Below are 21680 nucleotides of genomic sequence, written 5' to 3'. Positions count from 1 at the left end.
AAACTGCTTTAGGGGAATCAAAATGACACGTTAGGATATTTTCAATTCTGTAATAAATATGCGGTGCATAGGTAATTATGCGTTCGAATAACAGGGACAGAATTCGAACACTATTTTGGTGTTGACCCCCAGGCAGTTGAATTCCTCAACGTTTGGCAATCTATTAATTTTACTAAGTTCAACTTCCAGCGAATCAATATTATTGTGTTGCATAACATTTACAGCCTGATCTGCAGGCTCTACTTTACTAATAAGCGCTTTTTTCATTTCAATTAGCTTCTCCAGTATTTCCTTTACGTCTTCGGTTGGATATTTACCGCTTAATAGTGTCACTTCCATTTCCTTCAGATTTTTGGCTCGATTGTTTTAATACGGTGCAAAGGTGCTGCAGTATATTCATTTAATTTTATTTATATTTATAATGAAAAGCATAAATAAAGATTATGAATTACACTCTTAATCAACTACAGATATTTTTAAAAATTACGCAGACGCAAAGCGTTACAAAGGCTGCCGAACAACTGCACTTGACGCAGCCTGCAGTATCTATACAATTAAAAAAGTTTCAGGATCAATTTGACATACCATTAACCGAGAGTATAGGAAGGAATATATACATAACTGATTTTGGATATGAAATAGCACAGGCAGCAGAAAAGATCCTGGAACAGGTATACGATATTAACTATAAGATGCATGCTTACAAAGGTCAGTTGATAGGTAAACTTAAGGTATCAATTGTTTCGACCGGTAAATATGTAATGCCGTACTTTTTAACTGATTTCATGAAATTAAGTACCGGTGTTGATCTACTATTGGACGTAACCAACAAAAGCCGGGTGATTGAAAGCCTGGAAAAGAATGAAGTTGATTTTGCCCTAGTCTCAATATTGCCCACTAATCTTAAAGTTGAAAAAGTTGATCTTATTACCAATAAATTATACCTGGTAGGCAATTCGAATAACCACTTAAAGAAAAAGGGATACCGTGCCGAATTGTTGAAAGAGCTACCACTGATATTTCGCGAAAAAGGATCAGGCACACGTGAAGCAATGTCCCGGTTTTTCAAGTCTCAGAACATCAATATCCTAAAAAAAATGGAGCTGACTTCTAATGAGGCTGTAAAACAGGCTGTAATTGCAGGCCTGGGATACTCGGTAATGCCATTAATAGGCATCAGGAATGAGTTGTACAATAAACAGTTAACGATAATACCCGTAAAGGGGTTGCCTATTGAAACAACATGGTCACTTATATGGCTAAAAGGTAAAGAGCATACAAATGTTGCAGAGGCATTATTGAACTACATAAAAGAGAAGAAGGAGGGTATTGTTCATGAACATTTCAGATGGTACGAGGAATACAAATAAGAAGATCACTTTCCGATACAAAACTTGCTGAATATATAATCAAGCTTATCCTCGGTAGTTACCTGCCCGGTTATCTCACCAAGATAGTGCAGGCAGCGGCGCACATCCAGCGCTACAAGGTCACCACTGATATGGTTATCCAGTCCGGCTTTTATATCGTGCAGCGACTTGAGTACTTCCTGCAATGCCGTATGATGGCGTGCATTGGTAACAATGGTGCCTTCCGTATATACTCTTCCATCTATCACATGGTCGTACAACGACTGACGCAGCGATTGTATGTTCTCTTTTTGTTTAGCGGATATGTATAGTACATCATTCCCGAATTTCTGTTTACCTGCCAGATCTGATTTATTACCAACCAACAGGTACTTCATACCTTCCTGTTCAAATACCGTTACCTGCTGCTGCAGCTCTTCCGGCTGTTCTTCGTTCACATCAAACAGGTACACTACTACATCTGCACGTTTCATGATATCGCGACTGCGCTGCACCCCCATGGTCTCCACAATATCACTGGTGTGTTCTCGTATACCTGCTGTGTCTATCAATCTGAACAATATGCCATTAATGTTCAATACCTCCTCGATACTATCGCGCGTGGTACCGGCAATATCGCTCACGATAGCACGTTCTTCATTCAGTAGCGCGTTTAGCAGTGTACTTTTCCCCGCATTGGGTTTACCTATTATCGCCACGCTCACACCTTTCTTTATCACATTACCCAGGCTGAAGGACTGTATCAATCTGTGTGTCGTATCGTCCAGTGCGGCTATCAGGTCGTAAAATCTTGTCCTGTCTGCAAACTCTACATCCTCTTCACTGAAATCCAATTCCAATTCCAGCAAAGCGCTGAACTGTATCAGCTGCTCGCGCAGGTCCTGCAACTCGCTACTGAAACCACCACGCAGGTTATGTATCGCCGCTTTGTGTGCGGCACTGCTCTGGCTGGCTATCAGGTCGGCAACAGCTTCTGCCTGTGCAAGGTCCATTTTATTATTCAGGAAGGCACGTTGCGTAAACTCTCCCGCCTTGGCCAGGTGCGCGCCATTACGAAGACACAGGTCCAGCACTCGTTCCAATACATACTGCGAGCCGTGGCAGCTTATCTCTACCACATCCTCGCCGGTATAGCTCTTAGGCCCTTTGTATAGCGAAACCACTACTTCATCTATTATCTCGTCACCATCCATTATTTTACCAAAATGTATGGTATGTGATGCCTGCTTTGTTAAGTCCTTCCCTGCAAAAATATCTTTAGTTATTGCAAAAGCTTTATCACCGCTCAGGCGTATGATGCCTATCGCACCTTCTCCAGGCGGAGTAGCTATTGCCACTATGGTCTCGTTTATGTTGTACATTCTTAAGTCAAAAGTAAAAAGTAAAAAGAGGAAGCAGGTTAGTTTTTAAAATCTTCTTTCAATATCCTGTAATACACACCCGGGTGTTCTTCAAAATCATATTCTTTCAAGAATCTCATCCCGATCTTTTCCAGCAAACGTATAGACGTGGCGTTGTCTTTCATCGTCCGGCCTACTACCCGGTTGAGGCCCAACTGTTCAAAACCATATTGTAAACAAGCCGCAGCAGCTTCTGTTCCATAACCCTTATTCCAAAACTTGCATTTTAAACGGTAACCAAGGTCCGTTTCCTGCACTGAATCAATATACTTTAAACCGCACCAGCCCAGTACCTCATCCGTTTCTTTCAATACAACCGTCCACCTGCCGTAACCATACTTAGCATACTGGTCATAGTTACGTATTAAATCCGCTGACTCTTCTACTGAAGCAAATACACGGTCAGCGGTATACCTCATCACTTCCTCGTCAAGGTTCGGTTCATAAAAATCCTGCGCGTCCGACAAATCGAACTCGCGTAGTATCAGTCTTTCCGTTTCGATCACAGTTTTCATCAATATAATATGCAATATCCAAAATCATTCGCACTTTTGCAGTATGCGTGCAGTAATACAAAGAGTTTCTACCGCAAGTGTCACAATACATGGCGATCTGAAGTCAGCCATTGGCCCCGGCTTTATGATATTGCTGGGTATAGAAACGGAAGACACCAAAGAAGATGCAGACTGGCTGGCAAAAAAAATAACAGGGTTAAGAGTATTCTCTGACGATGCGGGACTTATGAATAAAGACATAGCAGAGGCGGATGGCGAAGTATTGGTCGTCAGCCAGTTTACGCTACATGCATCCTACAAAAAAGGCAACCGCCCCTCATTCATCAAAGCCGCTCGTCCTGATGTAGCTGTACCTATGTATGAGTATTTTGTGCAACAACTGCATATACTCACGGGCAAACTTGTGGCTACCGGCGAATTTGGTGCTGATATGAAAGTTGCGCTGGTGAATGACGGCCCGGTAACTATAGTCATGGACACAAAAAACAAAGAATAAACAACTAATATCAAATATCCAGCATCGTAACAATGTTCGACGATAATTACTTTATGAAAGAGGCCTTGCGCCAGGCAAAGCTTGCCTATGACGCAGGAGAGATACCCATAGGTGCAGTTGTGACATGGGATAATAAGATAATTGCACGCGGGCACAACCAGACCGAACAGTTGAATGACAGTACCGCCCATGCCGAGATGATAGCTCTTACTGCAGCCTTCAACCAGGTGGGTAGCAAATACCTGCCCGAAGCTACATTATATGTTACCATCGAACCCTGCCTGATGTGCAGCGGTGCGCTGTATTGGTCTAAAATTGGCCGTGTGGTATATGGTGGTAGTGACGAAAAAAATGGTTATCATCGTGTAGCAGGTGATAATAACCCCTTCCATCCCAAAACAGAGATAGTGTTCGGGGTAATGGCAGATGAATGTATTGAACTGATGAAAAATTTTTTTGCGGCACGCAGATGATCTATAACTGGCAAATTGTTAAAACTGTCTCATTATCAAACCTTGAGGACAACAAACCAATAGAAATATCTGTTGATACTAAGGCGGTAGGGTTGCTGCGAAAAGGCGATGATATTTATGCATTTGCCGCTACCTGCCCGCACGCCGGCGCACGGCTTTGCGAGGGCTGGGTGGATGCACAGGGGAGGATAGTTTGCCCCCTGCATAAATACCGGTTTGACCCGGCAAACGGGCGCAACACCAGTGGCGAAGGATATAAATTAAAAACTTACCCCGTTGAAATAAGGAACGGTGCAATATATATAGGACTATGGTAAACGATCTGATCAACACACCTTCATATTTAAGAAGAGGCTCTGTAGTGGGTATTACCTGCCCTTCGGGCTATGTATCAGAAGACAGGGTACATTTTGCAGCAGAAACATTAAAACTGTGGGGGTTTGAAGTGAGAATAGGCAAAACTGTTGGCAATGAACACCACTACTTTTCAGGCACAGACAATGAAAGGGCCGCCGACCTGCAGGCAATGCTGGACAACCCGGACATTAATGCCATACTTATGGGCAGGGGCGGCTATGGTCTCAGTCGCATTATAGACAGGCTGGACTGGACCAAATTCAAACTCAACCCAAAGTGGATATGCGGGTTCAGCGATATTACCGTATTGCACAGCCACATTCACCACAACCTGCAGATACCCACTATGCATAGCCCTATGTGCGGGGCCTTCAATCCCAAGACTGTTAATTCAGGGCATATCAAAAGATTCCTCGCTTCACTCATCGGCGAGTCGCAACACTATCATACTGATCCTTTCGATTTGAATCGTATGGGCAAAACTGAAGGAATACTTACCGGTGGCAACCTGGCCATTTTAGCACACCTGGTAGGTTCTGCATCCGATGTCAATACAGACAATAAGATATTGTTCATTGAAGATATAGGCGAACACCTGTATAAGGTAGACCGCATGATGCTGACGCTGAAGCGTGCGGGTAAACTGGATAAGCTGAAAGGACTGGTGGTAGGAGGCTTTACCGAAATGGAAGACACGGAAAGACCGTTCGGGCAGACACTGGAAGAAATTATTCACGATAAGGTAGCTGAATACGATTATCCTGTTTGCTTCCACTTTCCCACCGGACATATGGAGGAGAACCACACCTTAACGTTGGGCATGTTGTATAAAATGAATGTCACCCCGCAGGGCGGGCATGTCGAGTTGGTGAAACATATTGAGGCATAACAACCGTTATACCTCCATGAAATAACACAGCATATTAGCAAAAGGCAACATGGAATTAATACCATGCGGGAAATAACATCTAGGGTTCCCGACAAACGGCATCATTGGCTTATTAAATGGTAGCCCCTGGTTATTCGCATAATCATATGGTTTATTAATTTAGCTGAAACATATTCTTAGTCAATGTTATGCAGGTTCCTTGTAACAATACTTTCCTGCCTTACGGGCCTGGCAGCCCTATATGCACAAAAGCCATTTTATAAGAACTATTCGTCAGGTAATGGCTTACCAACATCCAATGTATATTACATAACACAAGACAGGAACGGATACATATGGCTGGCAACCAATTCCGGTGTATCAAAATATGATGGCACAAACTTTATTACATACACTAATGAAGATGGGCTGGCTGACAATGAAGTTTTGCAGATACATGAAGACAGCAAGGGCAGGCTGTGGTTCCTTACCATGAACGGACAGCCCTGTTATTATATAAATAATACATTTTATACAGAAAAAAATGACAGTCATCTGCGTGGGGCAGCGATGCGATCCTTTTATTATTCATTTACCGAAAGCGACGATGGAATTATCTACCTCGGATCAGTAAGAGACCGCCTGGCTGCCATAAACAAAACAAAACAACCCTACAAATTACCGGGAGAGGTAGGAAGAATCTATTTCACGTGGTTTGAAAAAAAGCAATTGTACCTTCTTGCATCTGAAGGCATATACACTATCAGTAATGACTTGCGGTCTTACCGACTGCGATGTGCCATCTCTATACCACAGAGATATATTTGCCGAACTGCCAAAACACGTGAAGGGATAATCTTTAGTGTTGACAGGGATTTGTACGAATACAAGACAGAGACCAACAAAGTTGAAAGGCTGGCCAGGATAGACGAGCAGTTCTTTATGATAACCAGTGTAGATACAGCTAATGGTGAAAAAATATGTATAGGCACACAAAATGGTGTGCTTATATACGAGCACATAGAAGACATCAGGAAGCACAATTATACTCCTTACCTCCGTGGCTTAACTGTCACCAGTTCATTTAATGACAGGGAGGGCAGTATGTGGTTTGCTACACTGGAGGGGGGAGTATACTTTACTCCCTCGCAGGATATTGTAAGCTATAGCGACAAATTATCTGCAACCAAAGTGATATGTATTGAGAAGGATGCAAACGGCAAAATATGGGCTGGCGGTAAACGTAATCACTATATAATTTTAGATGGCAATAATGTAACGATCAATAAACTTGCGCCGGACGACAGGCTGGGAGATGTTATGGCGATCCATCATAATAAAGACGGAACAACCTATATCGCAGGTAAGTCCTGCTTGCTGAAGCTGAAGGGAAATAGCAAACAATATATTCCATATTGGGGCAATGATATTGCCCGAGACGTGCATGGTAACTATTGGATCGGGCTTTCTGTATGCTGGAGGGTTAGAGAAACAGGCATCAACAACATGCTTTCTCCACACTATTATAGCGGCTCTCTTAATTACAATAAATACGCCGAAGTAATGATCCGAGCTGCTACGAATATTATTTTCCCAATAGGAGACAGCATATTAATCGGGACAGTAAATGGCCTGTACATTGCAACAGATACCGGTGTGCAATATCTCGGTGAACGGTATACTCAACTTAAGGATAACATTACCGCCATCAACAGTATCGGCAATACATTGCTAATAGGAACCAAATACAACGGAATAATCTTTCTTGACAAAAATCTCTCCGCCACAATTTTCAATAAAGGAGCCCTGTCTGCTCTACATGTTACCTCTATTCACCCTGAAAATGATACAGTAATATGGGTAGGAACATTGGCAGGGTTGGATCGTCTGAAAAAAATTGACGGTCGTTGGCAGGCTGAACGATATCAACTGTTATCAGGCCTGGGTAATATTGCTGTTAACGGTATTGAAACACTGGGGAAATATGTCTTCCTGGCAACTGATGCCGGGCTGATCCGTTTTAGAAAAGACACCGACCAGCAGGGAATACCCAAACCATTGATATCAATTACCGGATTTGATATTGACGGGGAAGATCTTACTGCTACAGGGAAGGTTACTGTGCCATATTCAAAGAACAATGTCGCTATAAGGTTTAAGTCAGTATCATTCAAAGATCCCAATGCCATAAAATACCTCTACAAGATGGAAGGGATAGACGACTACTGGCAAACCACAACAACAACTGAAGTACATTACCTTTCGTTACCACCCGGCAATTACAGATTTAGTGTAAAAGCCGTCACCTCTTCGGGCGTAGAAAGCGACGAAACAAAACATGTGCAGTTTAAGGTAGGAGCACCGTTTTGGGAGACAAGGATATTTTATCTATTGGTAATATTCATTGCGATAGGTATAATAAGTATTGTATGGATAGTGCGTGTTAGATTCCTGCACCGGCATTTTGAATTGGAAAAACAAAGGATCACTGTCGAGAAGGAAAAAGCAGAAATGGAGCGTGACTTAAAAGAACTGGAGCAGAAAGCGATGCGACTGCAAATGAATCCGCACTTTGTTTTCAATGCACTAAATACTATTAAAGGCTACTATATAGAAAACAAAGCTGCTGAAGGAAATGTGTACATCAGTAAATTCTCCAAGCTGCTTAGGTTTATCCTGGAAAACGAAGAGTCTTTGATAAACATAGATACAGAAGTGCAGATGCTTCGTTTATATCTTGAGCTAACACAAATACGTTTTCAAGACAGATTCACTTTTGACATAGAAATTGACAAACAAATACTCATAACAGAAGCGCTCATACCATCCATGTTGCTGCAACCGTTCGTAGAAAACGCCATTATACACGGCATTGCTCCCCGCCAAGGCAAGGGCCATGTTTCTATATCTTTCAGGAAAGAAGACAATATGTTGCATTGTACAGTAACAGACAACGGTATAGGCCGTCGTGCTGCGGAGATCAACAACAGGAATCGTGAGCATAATTCTATGGCTACGATCCTTGTTCAGAACAGGCTGGAGATACTGTCAAAAAATACAGAGACAAACTGTACACTGGAAATTGTTGACCTGTACGACAAATCAGGTGACACCAAAGGAACGAAAGTGATCATTGTAATACCATATCAAACTGCATAGACATGTTCAGAGCAATTATTGTTGATGATGAAACACAGGCACGCTCAGTTTTGAGGGAGGAGCTTTTACAGAACTGCCCGAGTATAAAGGTGATTGCCGAAACTGACACTGTAGGTAATGCTGTAAAAGAAATAAAACGTAGCAACCCTGACCTTATCTTTCTCGACATTCAACTTACAGACGGTCTGGGTTTCAACATACTAGAACAAATAGGAGATAGTAATGCAAAGGTAATCTTCACAACGGCATACAGCCAGTATGCATTGAAAGCTATAAAATTCAGCGCACTGGACTACCTGCTGAAACCAATAGACGGACAGGAATTGAAGCAAGCCGTAGACAAACTGGTTAATATGCAGGACGACGAATATCAAAAAAGCCTGAAAAACTATATAAACAACAAAGGGCTGGAAGGGCGAAAAAAACGCATTGCGCTGCACACATCAAAAGGGGTTACATTGTGTCCGCTGGAAGACATCATCTACTGCGAGGCCGAAGGTAATTATACACGCGTAGTTTTTGCAAATGGCAAAACGCCCCTGTTGATGAGCAAAACACTGAAAGATTTTGAAGACATGTTATCTCATTTCGGCTTTGAAAGAATACACACTTCTTTTCTTATTAATATTGACCACCTGAGACTATATATCAATAGGGACGGTGGCTCGGTACAGATGTCCGACGGTTGCGAAATACCGGTTGCCCGGCGAAAACGTGCCGCATTGCTAAAGCTGCTGGAAGATTTTAACAAATAACCATTCTGTAACAATAGTTCTTCATTACCACATAATAAATCAACCATACCGATTGTAATGCACATAATGTTTTACAAACACTGTCACCATAAGTTTGTAATAATCAAAACTCTATGTATGCGGTGTATTATTACAATTTCCCTTCTTTATTGGTCTGTTGTCAGTTTTGCGCAACCCACAATAACCTGGAGTAAAAATTTTGGTGGTTCCAACCAGGAAGTTCAGTCGGCAATGGTTGAGTTGAGTGGTGGTTCTGTTATATTAGGATCATCAACCTTTTCTAACGATAAAGACGTGCATAACAACTATGGGAAATGGGACCTTTGGCTGGCTAAGCTGAGCCCAGCAGGAGACACGATATGGACAAAAAATTATGGCAGTACTGAAGGAGATTTCCTGAACGATATGATAGTAGACAGGACCGGCAGGTTGGTTTGTGTAGGGTCCAGTTATGCTAATAATACCGGAGATGTTGGCATGGGCAAAGGTTCAAGAGATATGTGGGTGATATGTATTGATACCGCTTCTGGTGCGGTTATCTGGTCGAAAGTCTACGGAAGTAGTGGATACGATGAGGGCTACGATATTGTTCAGATGAACAATGGGCATTTTGTTGTAGCGGGTATCAACCAGGGCAATGATGGAGATGTTACTAACAACCACGGAGGGTATGATGGATGGATAGTACAACTTGATAGTAATGGTAACAAAGTAAAAGAAAAGAGTTTCGGAGGCACCAAATTCGAGCAATTTTCAGATGTGATCGTATCTGCAAATGGCGGACTGGTTTTGGCCGGGGAGGCGCAATCTAACGATTTTGACGTTACGGGTAACCACGGCTCAAACGATATGTGGGTAGTGCGGCTGGACACTGCACTACAACTCGTTTGGCAAAAATGTGTGGGTGGCAGTAGCTATGATAATGCCTGGAGTGTTAAAGAACTTCCGGGTGGCAATTTATTGGCTGCGGGTTGCGAACAGTCAACCGATGGCGACCTGACCAGCGTCTCAAATGCCGATATAAAAGGCAACTATTACCTCGTTAAATTCAGCAGTACCGGAAATATTTTATGGCAAAAAGCATATGGCGGAACATCATACGACTACCTGGATGACATGCTGCAAAGAGGTGCCAACGAATTTGTACTGATAGGCGAGGCCGAGTCTGATGACGGAAATATTGCTACTAACTATGGTATGGCAGATATATGGCTGGCATCTGTTGATAGCAACGGGACTATCCTCTGGAGCAAAAGCATGGGTGGCAGCAAAGGGGATTTTGGCAACAGTGCCATCACCAACAGAGAAGGAGGGTTGTACGTCTTTTCTGTAAGCCAGTCGGCAGACAGTGACATTGTACAAACTAAGGGTAACAGTGACATCTGGGTAGTAAAACTTTGCCTGCCGGCAGATACAGGACTATCCAAAAGTATGTTCACTTATACGGCCGACCACAACTACCCCGGAGCAACATATACATGGATCGATTGTAGCAATAATTCCGTAGTTGGTTCGGGCAGGTCATTCACAGCTACCAAAAACGGGAACTATAAACTTGTAATCTCGCAACCATGCATTGCTGATACCTCATCCTGCTTTACTGTGACAGGTGTGGATGTAAAGAATGTGTTTGAACAACGTAATATAACTGTATACCCAAATCCCGGGCATGGTGTATTTGGGATCATTTCAGACAAAATTATTCCTAACGAAAAGATACTGGTTACCGACATATCAGGAAGGAGGATACCTACGCAACTCGTTTCAAAACAAAACAGGCAATATGTAGATCTAGGTGATGTTATCCCGGGTATCTACATTCTTACGATCGTTGATGATGTAAAAGTGAACAAGTTCAAGATCAGGGTTGAGTAAATTTTGCCTGGCAACCTGTTTGACAAGGGGGGTAATTTGATTACCCCCCTATTGTTATTATCATATAGCACATCATAACATTTTCCCTTATACATTTGACTCCTTTTATGGGCAGGATTTTATCTTTGTACCATGCGTAGAGTAGTTATAACAGGAATAGGTATATATTCATCACTGGGCAAAAACCGTGATGAGGTTGCAAAGTCATTGTTTGAGGGCAGGTCAGGCATCATACTTGACCAGGCCCGAAAAGAAATGGGTTACCGCTCAGGCCTTACCGGGTTTGTCGAGCGTCCCCAACTCAAAGGCCTGCTTGATCGCCGCTCCCGCATCATGATGCCCGAACATGCCGAATTTGCCTATATGTCTACCATTGAGGCTATGGAGCAGGCGGGTATGACCACTGAATATTTCGAGGAGCACGAGACAGGTATCATCTTTGGCAACGACAGCTGCGCACAGCCCGTTATTGAAGCTATAGACCTGATACGTGAGAAGAAAGATACTATGATGGTGGGCTCAGGCTCTGTATTCCAGGTACTCAACTCTACAGTTACTATGAACCTGGCTACTATATTCAAACTACGCGGGGTTAATTTTACTATCAGCGCAGCATGCGCCAGTGGTTCGCATTCTATCGGGCTGGGTTATATGTTCATCAAACAAGGCCTTCAGGACAGGGTGATATGTGGAGGAGCGCAAGAAGTAAATATCTACTCCATGCCCAACTTTGATGCGCTGGGCACTTTTTCAATTCGTGAAGATGAACCCACAAAAGCCAGCCGTCCATTTGATAAGGACCGTGATGGCCTGGTACCCGGCGGAGGCGCGGCTACGGTAATTCTCGAAAGCCTTGAGTCTGCTCAGGCACGTGGCGCTACCATTCTCGGCGAGGTTCTGGGCTATGGTTTCTCATCAAACGGGCAGCATATTTCCAATCCAAGCGTAGATGGACAGGTTCGCTCTATAGGCAGGTGCCTGGCAGACGCAGGTCTGTCAGCTTCAGACATACAATATATTAATGCACACGCTACTTCTACCCCTGCGGGAGATGGCGGTGAGGCAGAAGCTATATTCGAGGTATTTGGCGGAAAGACCCCGGTCAGCTCAACTAAATCTATGACAGGGCACGAGTGCTGGATGGCCGGTGCCAGCGAGATTGTTTACTCTATGCTCATGATGCGTGACAGCTTCATAGCTCCGAATATCAATTTTGAAAATCCCGATGAGCATTCTGCCAAGATCAATATCGTAGCTCAAACCCAAAAACAGGAGATTGATATCTTCCTATCCAACTCTTTCGGTTTTGGCGGCACCAATTCATCGCTTATCATCCGTAAATGGGATGAAAAAATAATTTGACATCGTCAAATTATAAGCATAAACAATTGATTATCAAAATCTATTTTTTAGTACGTCGTCAAATATTCGCTCGGCGGCCTCAATATTACCTTGTAAACCACTATTCAATAAGTCGGCATATACCAGCAGGGGTGGTGCTACATTAGTTCGGTAGTCATCATAGGTCCAGAACTTGCGAAATACCTTTATATAACCCTTTTCATCGCGTACCAGTCTGTAATTCTTCATCAGGTCGTGCCTGTTTTCCAGGCTATATATAGTAAGTTGGGTGGGTTTCAGCATACCTGTCAACAGGTGACCGCCCGGCTCACCTCCCCACATCGACTTTTTATTCTCCAGTTGGGTACGCTTCCAGTTTCTGTAGTCATCCTCAGATTCAAATCTGAAGGTTCCAATCTCAATTGCCGGTTTCAACCGGTGTTCATATTGCTCTATCCAACGCTCTGCCAAGAGCCTTTTTTGTCGTAACCTAAGCTTACCATCGGGAGTAATTTCCAGGAAATTGAGCTGTTTTAAAGCATTTATTATATTTGTAATATTTCCTAAACTAGTGTTTGTTTCCCTGGCTATCTGTCGATATGACATATCCAGAAATGCCTCGTTCATCAGGAAATGGAAGACTACTTTCAGCCCAGTTTTTGTGAAAGCTCTGCCTGTATTTTCTTTGGCGATAGGTCGTTGTTTGTTGCTGTCTATCCAGATATACAGATCCTTCTTTGGGATGAACACATTTCCATTACTCTCTATATATGCAATTCCGTTAGTAACAAGCTGCTCCTTAGCTGTTGCAGATATTTTACCCGCAATAATGATGGTCTCCTTAATACCCGTGACAGAGAGCAGTTTGGGCAACTGTTGCTCACGCAGCTCGGCCCTGGTCTCAACTACGTATTTCAGGGTCATGTCCCTTATATACAAACTTATCTCTATGCGTTCTCCGGTATGCACTACATATTTCCACATTCCTTTGAATAATGGGTTAGAATCCAGGCTATCCAGCGCAACATATATGATCTTCAGCTTTTCTTCGTTCACGTTTTATATATGTGTTCACGTTTCGTATACGTTCACATAACAATAATAAATTATCTTACTGACAAATTGAAGAATATCCATGATATTATTTTAAAATAGGTGTTTGATTATTATATAATAATGCTCAGATTGTATTATTTAACCATTTGATTACCTATCTTGTAGTAGTTTTTTACATGGTGGAAAGATTCCATTCAAAATTATTATTTGTGTTATATGAATTTACCTAAAATTGTTATAATATTATTTATATATACGTTTACTCTTCCCGTTTGCAAAGCACAAGAGGAAAAATCATTTATCAAAAAAAGAATAGATGCGTTGGCAAGCCCGGGCTTTCATGGCAGGGGTTATGTGATGAATGGTAATGCCATTGCAGCAGACTATATTGCCAAAGAATTGAAGAGTTATGGAGTACAACCCATCCGACAAAATGGCTCATATCTCCAGGACTACACTTTCTCAGTAAACACCTTCCCCGGCAAGGTACTGGTAGAGGTGAACGGGAAAAAATTACGCCCGGGTCCTGACTACATACTTAATGGAGCAAGCAATGCCTGGCACTCTAAAAAGCCGAAGAAGATGAAGTATTTAAACCTGGCTGAAATACGTGATTCAATTAGTTGGGACAATGTCAAAAAAGAGATAAAGCCCGGTAGTGTATATTATTTACAGAATGCCGACACTCCTGCCAACCACCTGAAGCTGGGCATCAGGAAATTTGCCACAGAACTACCGGAAGGGTTGTTTATCGTCCCCAAACATGGAAAACTTACCTGGACAGCCAATACCAACCAGGTACCCGGTACAATAATATATATAGAAGATACAGTGCTGCCTGCAAAACCCAAGAAGGTATTGGTAGATGTAGACGCAAAGTATATAAAAGAGTTTAATGCCAAAAATGTGATGGGCTATGTAAAAGGTACCGAGGTTGCAGATAGCTTCATTGTCTTTACTGCCCACTTTGACCACCTTGGCCGCATGGGCAAGACAGCACTTTTTCCGGGTGCCAGCGATAATGCAAGTGGTACTTCTATGGTTCTGTACCTGGCCAGCTATTTTGCCAAACATCCGCAACGTTATTCTATAGCTTTCGTTCTGTTCAGTGGAGAGGAAGCAGGACTACTTGGGTCTGAATACTATGTGTCTGATCCGGCTTTCCCTTTAGAACAAATTCGATTCCTGGTGAACCTGGACATGACCGGCGATGCTACCAATGGCATTACAGTTGTCAATGGCGTAGCCCACGAGCCCGAATTTGCCCTGCTGCAAGAGCTGAATGTGGATAGTTTGTATGCTACTAAGATCAACAAAAGAGAACGCACCTCCAACAGCGACCATTATCATTTCAGCAAAAATGGCGTACCCGCAGTATTTATATACAGCATGGGTACCAATGGCCATTACCATGATGTGTTTGATGTAGCCAAAGACATCAGCCTGGAAAGGGTGGACGACCTGGCCCATCTGCTTATCAAATTCACAGGCAGGCTAACCGGAGAATAAGCTTGACTGAGCTATTACTACGTTAAAACATTTATAAAAAACGGGAGTAATATGAACTCTCAGACATATATCCTGTTTCATAAGTATTAACCAAAAACATTAATTATGAAACAGATGATATTAACGGCCTTCTTTGGCTTACTGCTTATTTCATCTTGTACCTGCAATAATGAAAATGAGCCGGTGGTGACCAACGAGGACACAATGATGAACACCGAAGGTATGAACGGTACTATTAATAATGCTACTACCTCTGCTGAAACTAATGATGCAGAATGGCAAAAGATACGTAATATGTTTGACGAGAATAACTACACCCGTCAACAAATAGAAGACTATCGTAAAATGCACGATGAAATGGACTGGGGTAATGTTCCGGGCTTTTATCCTGAAGCTTCTACCAGGCAGTTGACCACGAACGACACCAAATTCCTGACTGAATGGGGACATACAGTAATGCTGAATGAAATATATGCCCGTCATGGTATGCGTTTTACCGATGAGGACCTGAAAGATCATTTCGGAAGACAAGAGTGGTACAAACCAACCCACGACGATGTAACCTCTATGCTTACAGCACAGGAAAGGGACAACATCACCTTCCTACAAAACCATCCAGCATAAGATCACTTTACTCACAGGCAGGCCATAATGCTTGCCTGTGATTTCAATATTATCACAACCTGTCTGCCATTTGCGTATTTTTACGCCGATGCACACGTTACAACTCAATATTCAACCACTGCCACGGCCCATCAGCTACGAGAGTAAACTATTCCTCTCAGGCTCTTGCTTTGCTGAGAATATGGCTATCCGGCTGAAACAGCATCGGCTCAACGTGCTGGACAATCCGCATGGCATCATATTCAATCCCCTGAGCGTAGCTAATAGCATAGATGGCTATATACAAGGCAAGTTATATAGTGAAGATGCACTTTTTTACCTGAACGAGCTCTGGAACAGTTGGGATCACCATACCAGCTTCTCACACATCAATAAAGAAGAAGCATTGTGCAGCATTAATACATCGCAAAAGGCAGCAACTGAATTTATTCGTACGGCTACCCATGTACTCATAACACTCGGCAGTGCCTATTATTATGTGTTGAAAGAAACAGGACAAGCAGTAAGTAATAACCATCGGGCACCATCGCAATGGTTTGAAAAACGTTTGCTTACTATCGAAGAAATAACGTCAAAATTCACCAATACTATTGAAAGCCTGTTGAAAGTCAACCCTGATGTCCAGCTGATATTTACCGTGAGCCCTGTAAGGCACTACCGCGACGGGCTGGTGGAAAATAACCGCAGTAAAGCACGCATCATAGAGAGTGTGCACCTGCTTTGCGATAAGTTTGAACAGGCATATTACTTCCCTGCCTACGAGCTGGTTATGGATGTGCTGCGCGACCATAGATACTATGATATTGATTTTGTACACCCCAACTATCTGGCAACCGATTATGTATGGGGCAGACTGACTGAGGCTTGTATGGATACATTTACGCTCGACCTGATGAAACAGGTACACGAAGTAGCCTTGGCCCGCAAACACAGGACACGTTTCCCGCAAACAGAAGCACACAAAAAATTCAGGGAAAGTTATGTACAAAAAATAAGGGCATTGATGGCTCAATACCCTTACCTACAACTCAATGAAGAGTTGGCATATTTCAGTGAATAATTAGCTGTTGTGAACTTCCAGTTCTACTTTTTTGTCTGACATTGACTTACCACCTGACACCTGGTCTGAGGTCATTTTGCACTGTCCGTTAAAGGTAGCGTTGGGTTCTATCTGCAGGCGCTTGGTATTTACATTACCATTTACAGTAGATTTTGCCTTGAGACACAGCAGGTCTTTGGCTATTACGTTACCATTTACGGTACCGAAAACGTCGGCATTTGTAGCATGCAGGTCGCCTTGTATAATACCGGATTCTCCAAGTACGATCTTGGCTTTACAGTATACATTGCCAATAATATTACCATCAATTCTCATGTCGGAATCAGACTCCATATCGCCATTAACCGTTGTACCTGAAGCAATTGTGCTTACCGCACCGGCCTGGCGTACCTGTTTGGGAGTATTTGTCTTTTCTTCGCGTTTCTTAACAAACATATACTGTTCATTTGTAATGGTTACACAATATGGCGGGGTAGGGAGACCGAAAATAATATTTTTAACTACATAATCATAAATATTACAATAAATTAAAATAATACGATTCTCTTTATATATGGGTTCAATTGCATTTTAGTTACCTTTGCACCTCATTTAAAAGTTTCATGGATCGTAATTCAGTCATTGGCTTTTCTTTGTTGGCAGTATTGGTGATAGGCTACTTTGCCTACAACAATTATTCCCAGTCAAAATTCGAAGAGCAGAAGATAGCAGACTCTATAGCCGCCGCCAAGGTGCACCCCAAACCAACAGCCGACGAAGCTAAACCTGCGGAGGTTACAATGACCGACGCTGCAGCAGAAATCAACGACTCTATTATAGAGGCGAAAGCTCCGGCATTCAAAGGGGAGGCAAACAACATAGTTCTTGAAAATGCCGACATAGCACTGACCTTCACTACCAAAGGTGCACACCCGGTTAAGGCCAATCTTAAAAAGTATAAAACCTACGACCAGGGACCACTCATCCTGTTCGACGGTGATTATAATAAACTAAGCGCAGTACTGCCTATAGATAATGGCGCTGTTGCCACCGGCGATCTGTATTATACTACCGAAGAAAAAACGGATGCCGAAGGCAACAAATCAATAATATTTACAGCAGATATGGGCGAGGGTAAAAAGACCTTCATTACTTATACCTTGCCTAAAGAAGGATATATGCTGCGCACCAACATCACGTTGGAAGGTATGCATACCAACAACCTGCCGGTAACATGGCAGACTCAGGCTCTGCATACTGAAAAGGACATCAACAACGAGCGTAAGAACAGCCAGTTCTATTACAATCTCTCTGATGGTGACCATGATTATTTCACCTTTATCAATACACAAAAAGAGAGCCTTGAAAAACCTGCTAACTGGTTAGGTTTCAGGGTGCACTTCTTTGCTACTGCATTGATATCAGAAGACGGTCTTAACCGCGTGAATATTGAAGGTGATACTAAACTGGATAATGAGAACATTGTTGCGCAAAACAGCAATACATTTGATATACCTGTAAAAGGCAACGGAAACCCATCTGTTGACCTGAAAATGTATATAGGACCCAACAGGTACAAAACACTTAACTCCTACAAAATAGGGCTGGAAGAAATGGTACCGCTGGGTTATGGCCCGATGTTCTTTGTAAAGTACATCAACAAGCTACTCATCATTCCAATATTCAATATGCTCAGCAGTTTCATCAGCAACTTTGGTGTTATCATCATGCTGATGACCATTATCATACGCCTGCTGTTGTCATTCTTTACTTATAAAAGCTACCTGTCCAGCGCAAAAATGCGTGTACTGAAACCTGAGCTGGACGAACTACGCGCACAATGTGGCGACGACCAGCAGAAATTCGGTATGGAGCAGATGAAACTATATCGCTCAGCCGGTGTTAACCCATTGGGTGGATGTTTACCAACATTACTGCAATTGCCCATACTATTTGCCATGTTCTACTTCTTCCCGTCGTCAATTGAGTTAAGGCAGGCAAGTTTCCTGTGGGCAAAAGACCTGTCTACCTACGATAGTATTGTCAGTTGGAGTGCCAATATCCCGGTACTGAGTTCAGTTTACGGTAACCATGTCAGCTTGTTTACGATACTTATGACTGTATCTAGCCTGTTCCTGGCACTGTACAACCGTAACATGACACCGCAAGATCCCAACAACCCGATTATGAAATACCTGCCGTTCATATTCCCGTTCATGCTGTTAGGCGTGTTCAATAAAATGGCCGCGGCACTTACTTTCTACTACTTCTTCTCCAACATGATCAGCATTGCGCAACAATTCATCATTCAGAAATATGTGATAGACGAAAAAGCTATACATGCTAAAATGCAGGAGAACAAAAACAAGCCGCCTGCACAATCTAAATGGCAGGCCAAGCTGGAAGAAATGCAAAAGCAACAAGCAGAAAGGGCTAAACAACAGCCTGTGCGCAAAAAGAAATAGGTACATACTTTTGTATATCAAAAATCCCCGCAGGTATACCTGCGGGGATTTTTGTTTTTTCCCGATTATGTAAGTAGCTTAGAGCAACAATTTATACCTTAAACCGTTGTAGCAGACCGTCCGGCCCTAAAGAAGAGGATTTTTTCTTACGATTTGTTTCGTGTTCAACATATTAACCCGTGTATTCGGAATAAAGACGCTTTCGTTTCAATAGGGGTAATGTCCTTTTTGCATCAGCAGAAAGGCATAAGTAAAAAGTCCTGCTTTCCAGCAGGACTTTGTTTATCTAAAGAATGTTAGTTGGTATCTGTTATACGTCAATCTTGGCGTACTTGGCATGGCTCTCGATGAACTCCCTGCGTGGTGCTACTTCATCACCCATCAGCATAGAGAAAACACGATCAGCCTCAGCAGCACTTTCAATGGTCACTTGCTTCATCAATCGTGTGTCAGGGTTCATGGTTGTTTCCCAAAGTTGGTCAGCGTTCATCTCACCCAGACCTTTATAGCGCTGTATGTTCACGCTGTCTTCTTTACCATGTCCCAGTCGCTCTATCAATGCTTTACGCTGTTCTTCTGTCCATGCGTATTCCTGCTCTTTACCTTTCTTCACTAAGTACAATGGCGGCTGTGCCAGGTACACGTGGCCTTGTTCTACCAGTGTGGTCATATAACGGAAGAAGAACGTAAGTATCAACGTAGCAATGTGAGAACCATCCACGTCGGCATCGGTCATGATAATGATCTTGTGATAACGAAGCTTGGATAAGTTCAGCGCCTTAGGGTCATCTTCGGTACCTACCGATACACCCAATGCAGTGAACATATTCTTTATCTCTTCGTTCTCGTATATCTTATGCTCCTGTGCTTTTTCTACATTCAGTATCTTACCACGTAGTGGCAATATAGCCTGGTAGCTACGGTCGCGGCCCTGCTTGGCTGTACCACCTGCCGAGTCACCCTCCACCAGGTACAGTTCGCAACGTTCAGGATCTTTATCAGAACAGTCGGCCAGTTTTCCGGGCATACCACCACCTGACAATACGCTCTTACGTTGCACCAATTCGCGGGCTTTACGTGCAGCTGCACGTGCCTGCGCAGCAATGATCACCTTGTCAATGATCATCTTGGCAGCTTTTGGATTCTCTTCCAGGTAAGCCTCTAATACACGGCTTACTGAAACATCAACCACACCCATCACCTCGTTGTTACCCAGCTTGGTTTTGGTCTGGCCTTCAAACTGTGGCTCAGGAACCTTTACAGAAATAATAGCACTCAGGCCTTCGCGGAAATCATCACCTGTTATCTCTACCTTGGCTTTTTCAAACAGTTTGTTCTTATCGCCATACGATTTGAACACACGGGTAATAGCCCTGCGAAAACCAGATACGTGCGTACCACCTTCAATCGTGTTAATGTTGTTAACGTATGAGAAGATGTGTTCGTTGTATGAGGTGTTGTAGTTCAGTGCAACATCTACTGCTACATTGGTATCATCATCATGTGCTTCTACATATATCGGGTTGGCAAGCAATGGTGTGCGTTTAGCTGATTCGTCCAGCATCTGCACAAATTCTACTATGCCGCCTTCACTGAAGAACACCTGCGATACATGCTTACCGTCTTCGTCCTGCTCACGCTCATCTACCAGCGTGATATGTATACCTCTGTTCAGGTAAGATAATTCGCGCAGGCGGCCTGCCAGTATCTCCCTGTTATAGGTGGTCTCTTTAAAAATACTATTATCGGGCCAGAAGTGCTGATGTGTACCGCGCTTATCAGTTGTCCCTTTTTCGCGTACGGAATACATGGGTATGCCCTTTTCATATTCCTGCTCAAATATCTTCCCTTCGCGGTACACGGTTGTGTGCATATGCATACTCAGTGCATTCACACAACTTACACCGACACCATGCAACCCTCCTGATACTTTATAGGAGTCTTTATCGAACTTACCACCTGCGTGCAGTACGGTCATTACCACCTCAAGGGCACTACGGCCTTCTTTCGGATGCATGCCTGTTGGTATACCGCGGCCGTCGTCCTGTACACTGATAGAGTTGTCTTCGTGAATAGTTACTGTAATGTATTTACAGTGGCCGGCAAGGGCTTCATCAATAGAGTTGTCTACGACCTCGTAAACAAGATGATGCAAACCTTTAACACCGATATCGCCAATATACATGGCAGGGCGCTTACGCACCGCTTCCAAACCTTCTAATACTTGTATACTTGCGGCATCATAGCCTGTATTACCCGGAGTGTTGACAGCAGAATTTTCTGTACTCATATTTTAGTTGAACAAGGCCCTGTTCTCAGGCCCGGAATGGTTACTGATCACCGCATAATACATACGGCAATTACATCATACGTTAGGT

General features: G+C 43.0%; 19 protein-coding genes. 13 read left to right on the top strand and 6 right to left on the bottom strand.

What is annotated here, in order from left to right:
- Positions 1 to 75: 75 nt before the first annotated feature.
- Complete coding sequence (locus H6550_02605) at positions 76 to 339, bottom strand: hypothetical protein (protein MCB9045010.1); 264 nt, start codon at positions 337 to 339, stop codon at positions 76 to 78.
- 104 nt (positions 340 to 443) lie between these two features.
- Here H6550_02605 and H6550_02600 point away from each other — a divergent pair, with 104 nt between their 5' ends.
- A complete protein-coding gene (locus H6550_02600; GenBank protein MCB9045009.1) occupies positions 444 to 1370 on the top strand; it encodes a LysR family transcriptional regulator in 927 nt (308 codons plus the stop codon).
- 5 nt (positions 1371 to 1375) lie between these two features.
- Here H6550_02600 and mnmE read toward each other — a convergent pair whose 3' ends face one another.
- Together mnmE and H6550_02590 are read right to left on the bottom strand one after the other, a co-directional pair.
- Positions 1376 to 2731, bottom strand: coding sequence for a tRNA uridine-5-carboxymethylaminomethyl(34) synthesis GTPase MnmE (gene mnmE / locus H6550_02595; GenBank protein MCB9045008.1), 1356 nt, complete (start codon positions 2729 to 2731; stop codon positions 1376 to 1378).
- A 38-nt stretch (positions 2732 to 2769) separates the two neighbouring features.
- Positions 2770 to 3285, bottom strand: coding sequence for a GNAT family N-acetyltransferase (locus tag H6550_02590; protein MCB9045007.1), 516 nt, complete (start codon positions 3283 to 3285; stop codon positions 2770 to 2772).
- Between the two features lie 43 nt (positions 3286 to 3328).
- Here H6550_02590 and H6550_02585 point away from each other — a divergent pair, with 43 nt between their 5' ends.
- From H6550_02585 to H6550_02550, 8 genes are all read left to right on the top strand, one after another.
- Complete coding sequence (locus tag H6550_02585; GenBank protein ID MCB9045006.1) at positions 3329 to 3781, top strand: D-tyrosyl-tRNA(Tyr) deacylase; 453 nt, start codon at positions 3329 to 3331, stop codon at positions 3779 to 3781.
- Positions 3782 to 3813: 32 nt separating this feature from the next.
- Positions 3814 to 4254: a nucleoside deaminase gene (locus H6550_02580; GenBank protein ID MCB9045005.1), complete on the top strand. Its 441-nt coding sequence runs from the start codon at positions 3814 to 3816 to the stop codon at positions 4252 to 4254.
- Entirely contained in the window at positions 4251 to 4571 is a 321-nt protein-coding gene (locus H6550_02575; GenBank protein ID MCB9045004.1) for a Rieske (2Fe-2S) protein, read from the top strand. The genes H6550_02580 and H6550_02575 overlap by 4 nt, the downstream gene beginning before the upstream one ends.
- Positions 4572 to 4576: 5 nt before the next feature.
- Positions 4577 to 5500, top strand: coding sequence for an LD-carboxypeptidase (locus H6550_02570; GenBank protein MCB9045003.1), 924 nt, complete (start codon positions 4577 to 4579; stop codon positions 5498 to 5500).
- A 183-nt stretch (positions 5501 to 5683) separates the two neighbouring features.
- The gene (locus H6550_02565; protein MCB9045002.1) at positions 5684 to 8638 is read left to right on the top strand and encodes a histidine kinase; all 2955 of its coding nucleotides are present in this window, start codon (positions 5684 to 5686) and stop codon (positions 8636 to 8638) included.
- Positions 8639 to 8640: 2 nt separating this feature from the next.
- Entirely contained in the window at positions 8641 to 9393 is a 753-nt protein-coding gene (locus H6550_02560; GenBank protein MCB9045001.1) for a response regulator transcription factor, read from the top strand.
- Between the two features lie 117 nt (positions 9394 to 9510).
- Positions 9511 to 11268: a T9SS type A sorting domain-containing protein gene (locus H6550_02555; protein ID MCB9045000.1), complete on the top strand. Its 1758-nt coding sequence runs from the start codon at positions 9511 to 9513 to the stop codon at positions 11266 to 11268.
- 132 nt (positions 11269 to 11400) lie between these two features.
- A complete protein-coding gene (locus tag H6550_02550; GenBank protein ID MCB9044999.1) occupies positions 11401 to 12630 on the top strand; it encodes a beta-ketoacyl-[acyl-carrier-protein] synthase family protein in 1230 nt (409 codons plus the stop codon).
- A 33-nt stretch (positions 12631 to 12663) separates the two neighbouring features.
- Here H6550_02550 and H6550_02545 read toward each other — a convergent pair whose 3' ends face one another.
- Positions 12664 to 13665, bottom strand: coding sequence for a hypothetical protein (locus tag H6550_02545; GenBank protein ID MCB9044998.1), 1002 nt, complete (start codon positions 13663 to 13665; stop codon positions 12664 to 12666).
- A gap of 216 nt (positions 13666 to 13881) precedes the next feature.
- On the opposite strand from H6550_02545, the gene H6550_02540 reads away from it, so the two are divergent.
- The 3 genes from H6550_02540 (at position 13882) to H6550_02530 (ending at position 16858) form a co-directional block, all read left to right on the top strand.
- Positions 13882 to 15174, top strand: coding sequence for a M28 family peptidase (locus H6550_02540; GenBank protein MCB9044997.1), 1293 nt, complete (start codon positions 13882 to 13884; stop codon positions 15172 to 15174).
- 105 nt (positions 15175 to 15279) lie between these two features.
- A complete protein-coding gene (locus tag H6550_02535; GenBank protein MCB9044996.1) occupies positions 15280 to 15798 on the top strand; it encodes a YARHG domain-containing protein in 519 nt (172 codons plus the stop codon).
- A gap of 88 nt (positions 15799 to 15886) precedes the next feature.
- Positions 15887 to 16858, top strand: coding sequence for a GSCFA domain-containing protein (locus tag H6550_02530; GenBank protein MCB9044995.1), 972 nt, complete (start codon positions 15887 to 15889; stop codon positions 16856 to 16858).
- On the opposite strand, the gene H6550_02525 is transcribed toward H6550_02530, so the two are convergent.
- Positions 16859 to 17293, bottom strand: coding sequence for a polymer-forming cytoskeletal protein (locus H6550_02525; GenBank protein ID MCB9044994.1), 435 nt, complete (start codon positions 17291 to 17293; stop codon positions 16859 to 16861).
- A 167-nt stretch (positions 17294 to 17460) separates the two neighbouring features.
- Here H6550_02525 and yidC point away from each other — a divergent pair, with 167 nt between their 5' ends.
- The gene (gene yidC, locus H6550_02520; GenBank protein ID MCB9044993.1) at positions 17461 to 19302 is read left to right on the top strand and encodes a membrane protein insertase YidC; all 1842 of its coding nucleotides are present in this window, start codon (positions 17461 to 17463) and stop codon (positions 19300 to 19302) included.
- A gap of 310 nt (positions 19303 to 19612) precedes the next feature.
- Here the strand turns inward: yidC and gyrB are convergent, their stop codons facing one another.
- On the bottom strand, positions 19613 to 21592 hold the full coding sequence (gene gyrB / locus H6550_02515; GenBank protein ID MCB9044992.1) for a DNA topoisomerase (ATP-hydrolyzing) subunit B: 1980 nt from the start codon (positions 21590 to 21592) through the stop codon (positions 19613 to 19615).
- Positions 21593 to 21680: the final 88 nt, after the last annotated feature.

This window comes from Chitinophagales bacterium, assembly GCA_020636495.1.
Taxonomy (GTDB): Bacteria; Bacteroidota; Bacteroidia; order Chitinophagales; family Chitinophagaceae; genus UBA5543.
Note: the sequence above shows the minus strand (reverse complement) of the source record. Positions and strands in the feature narration are given on the sequence as shown.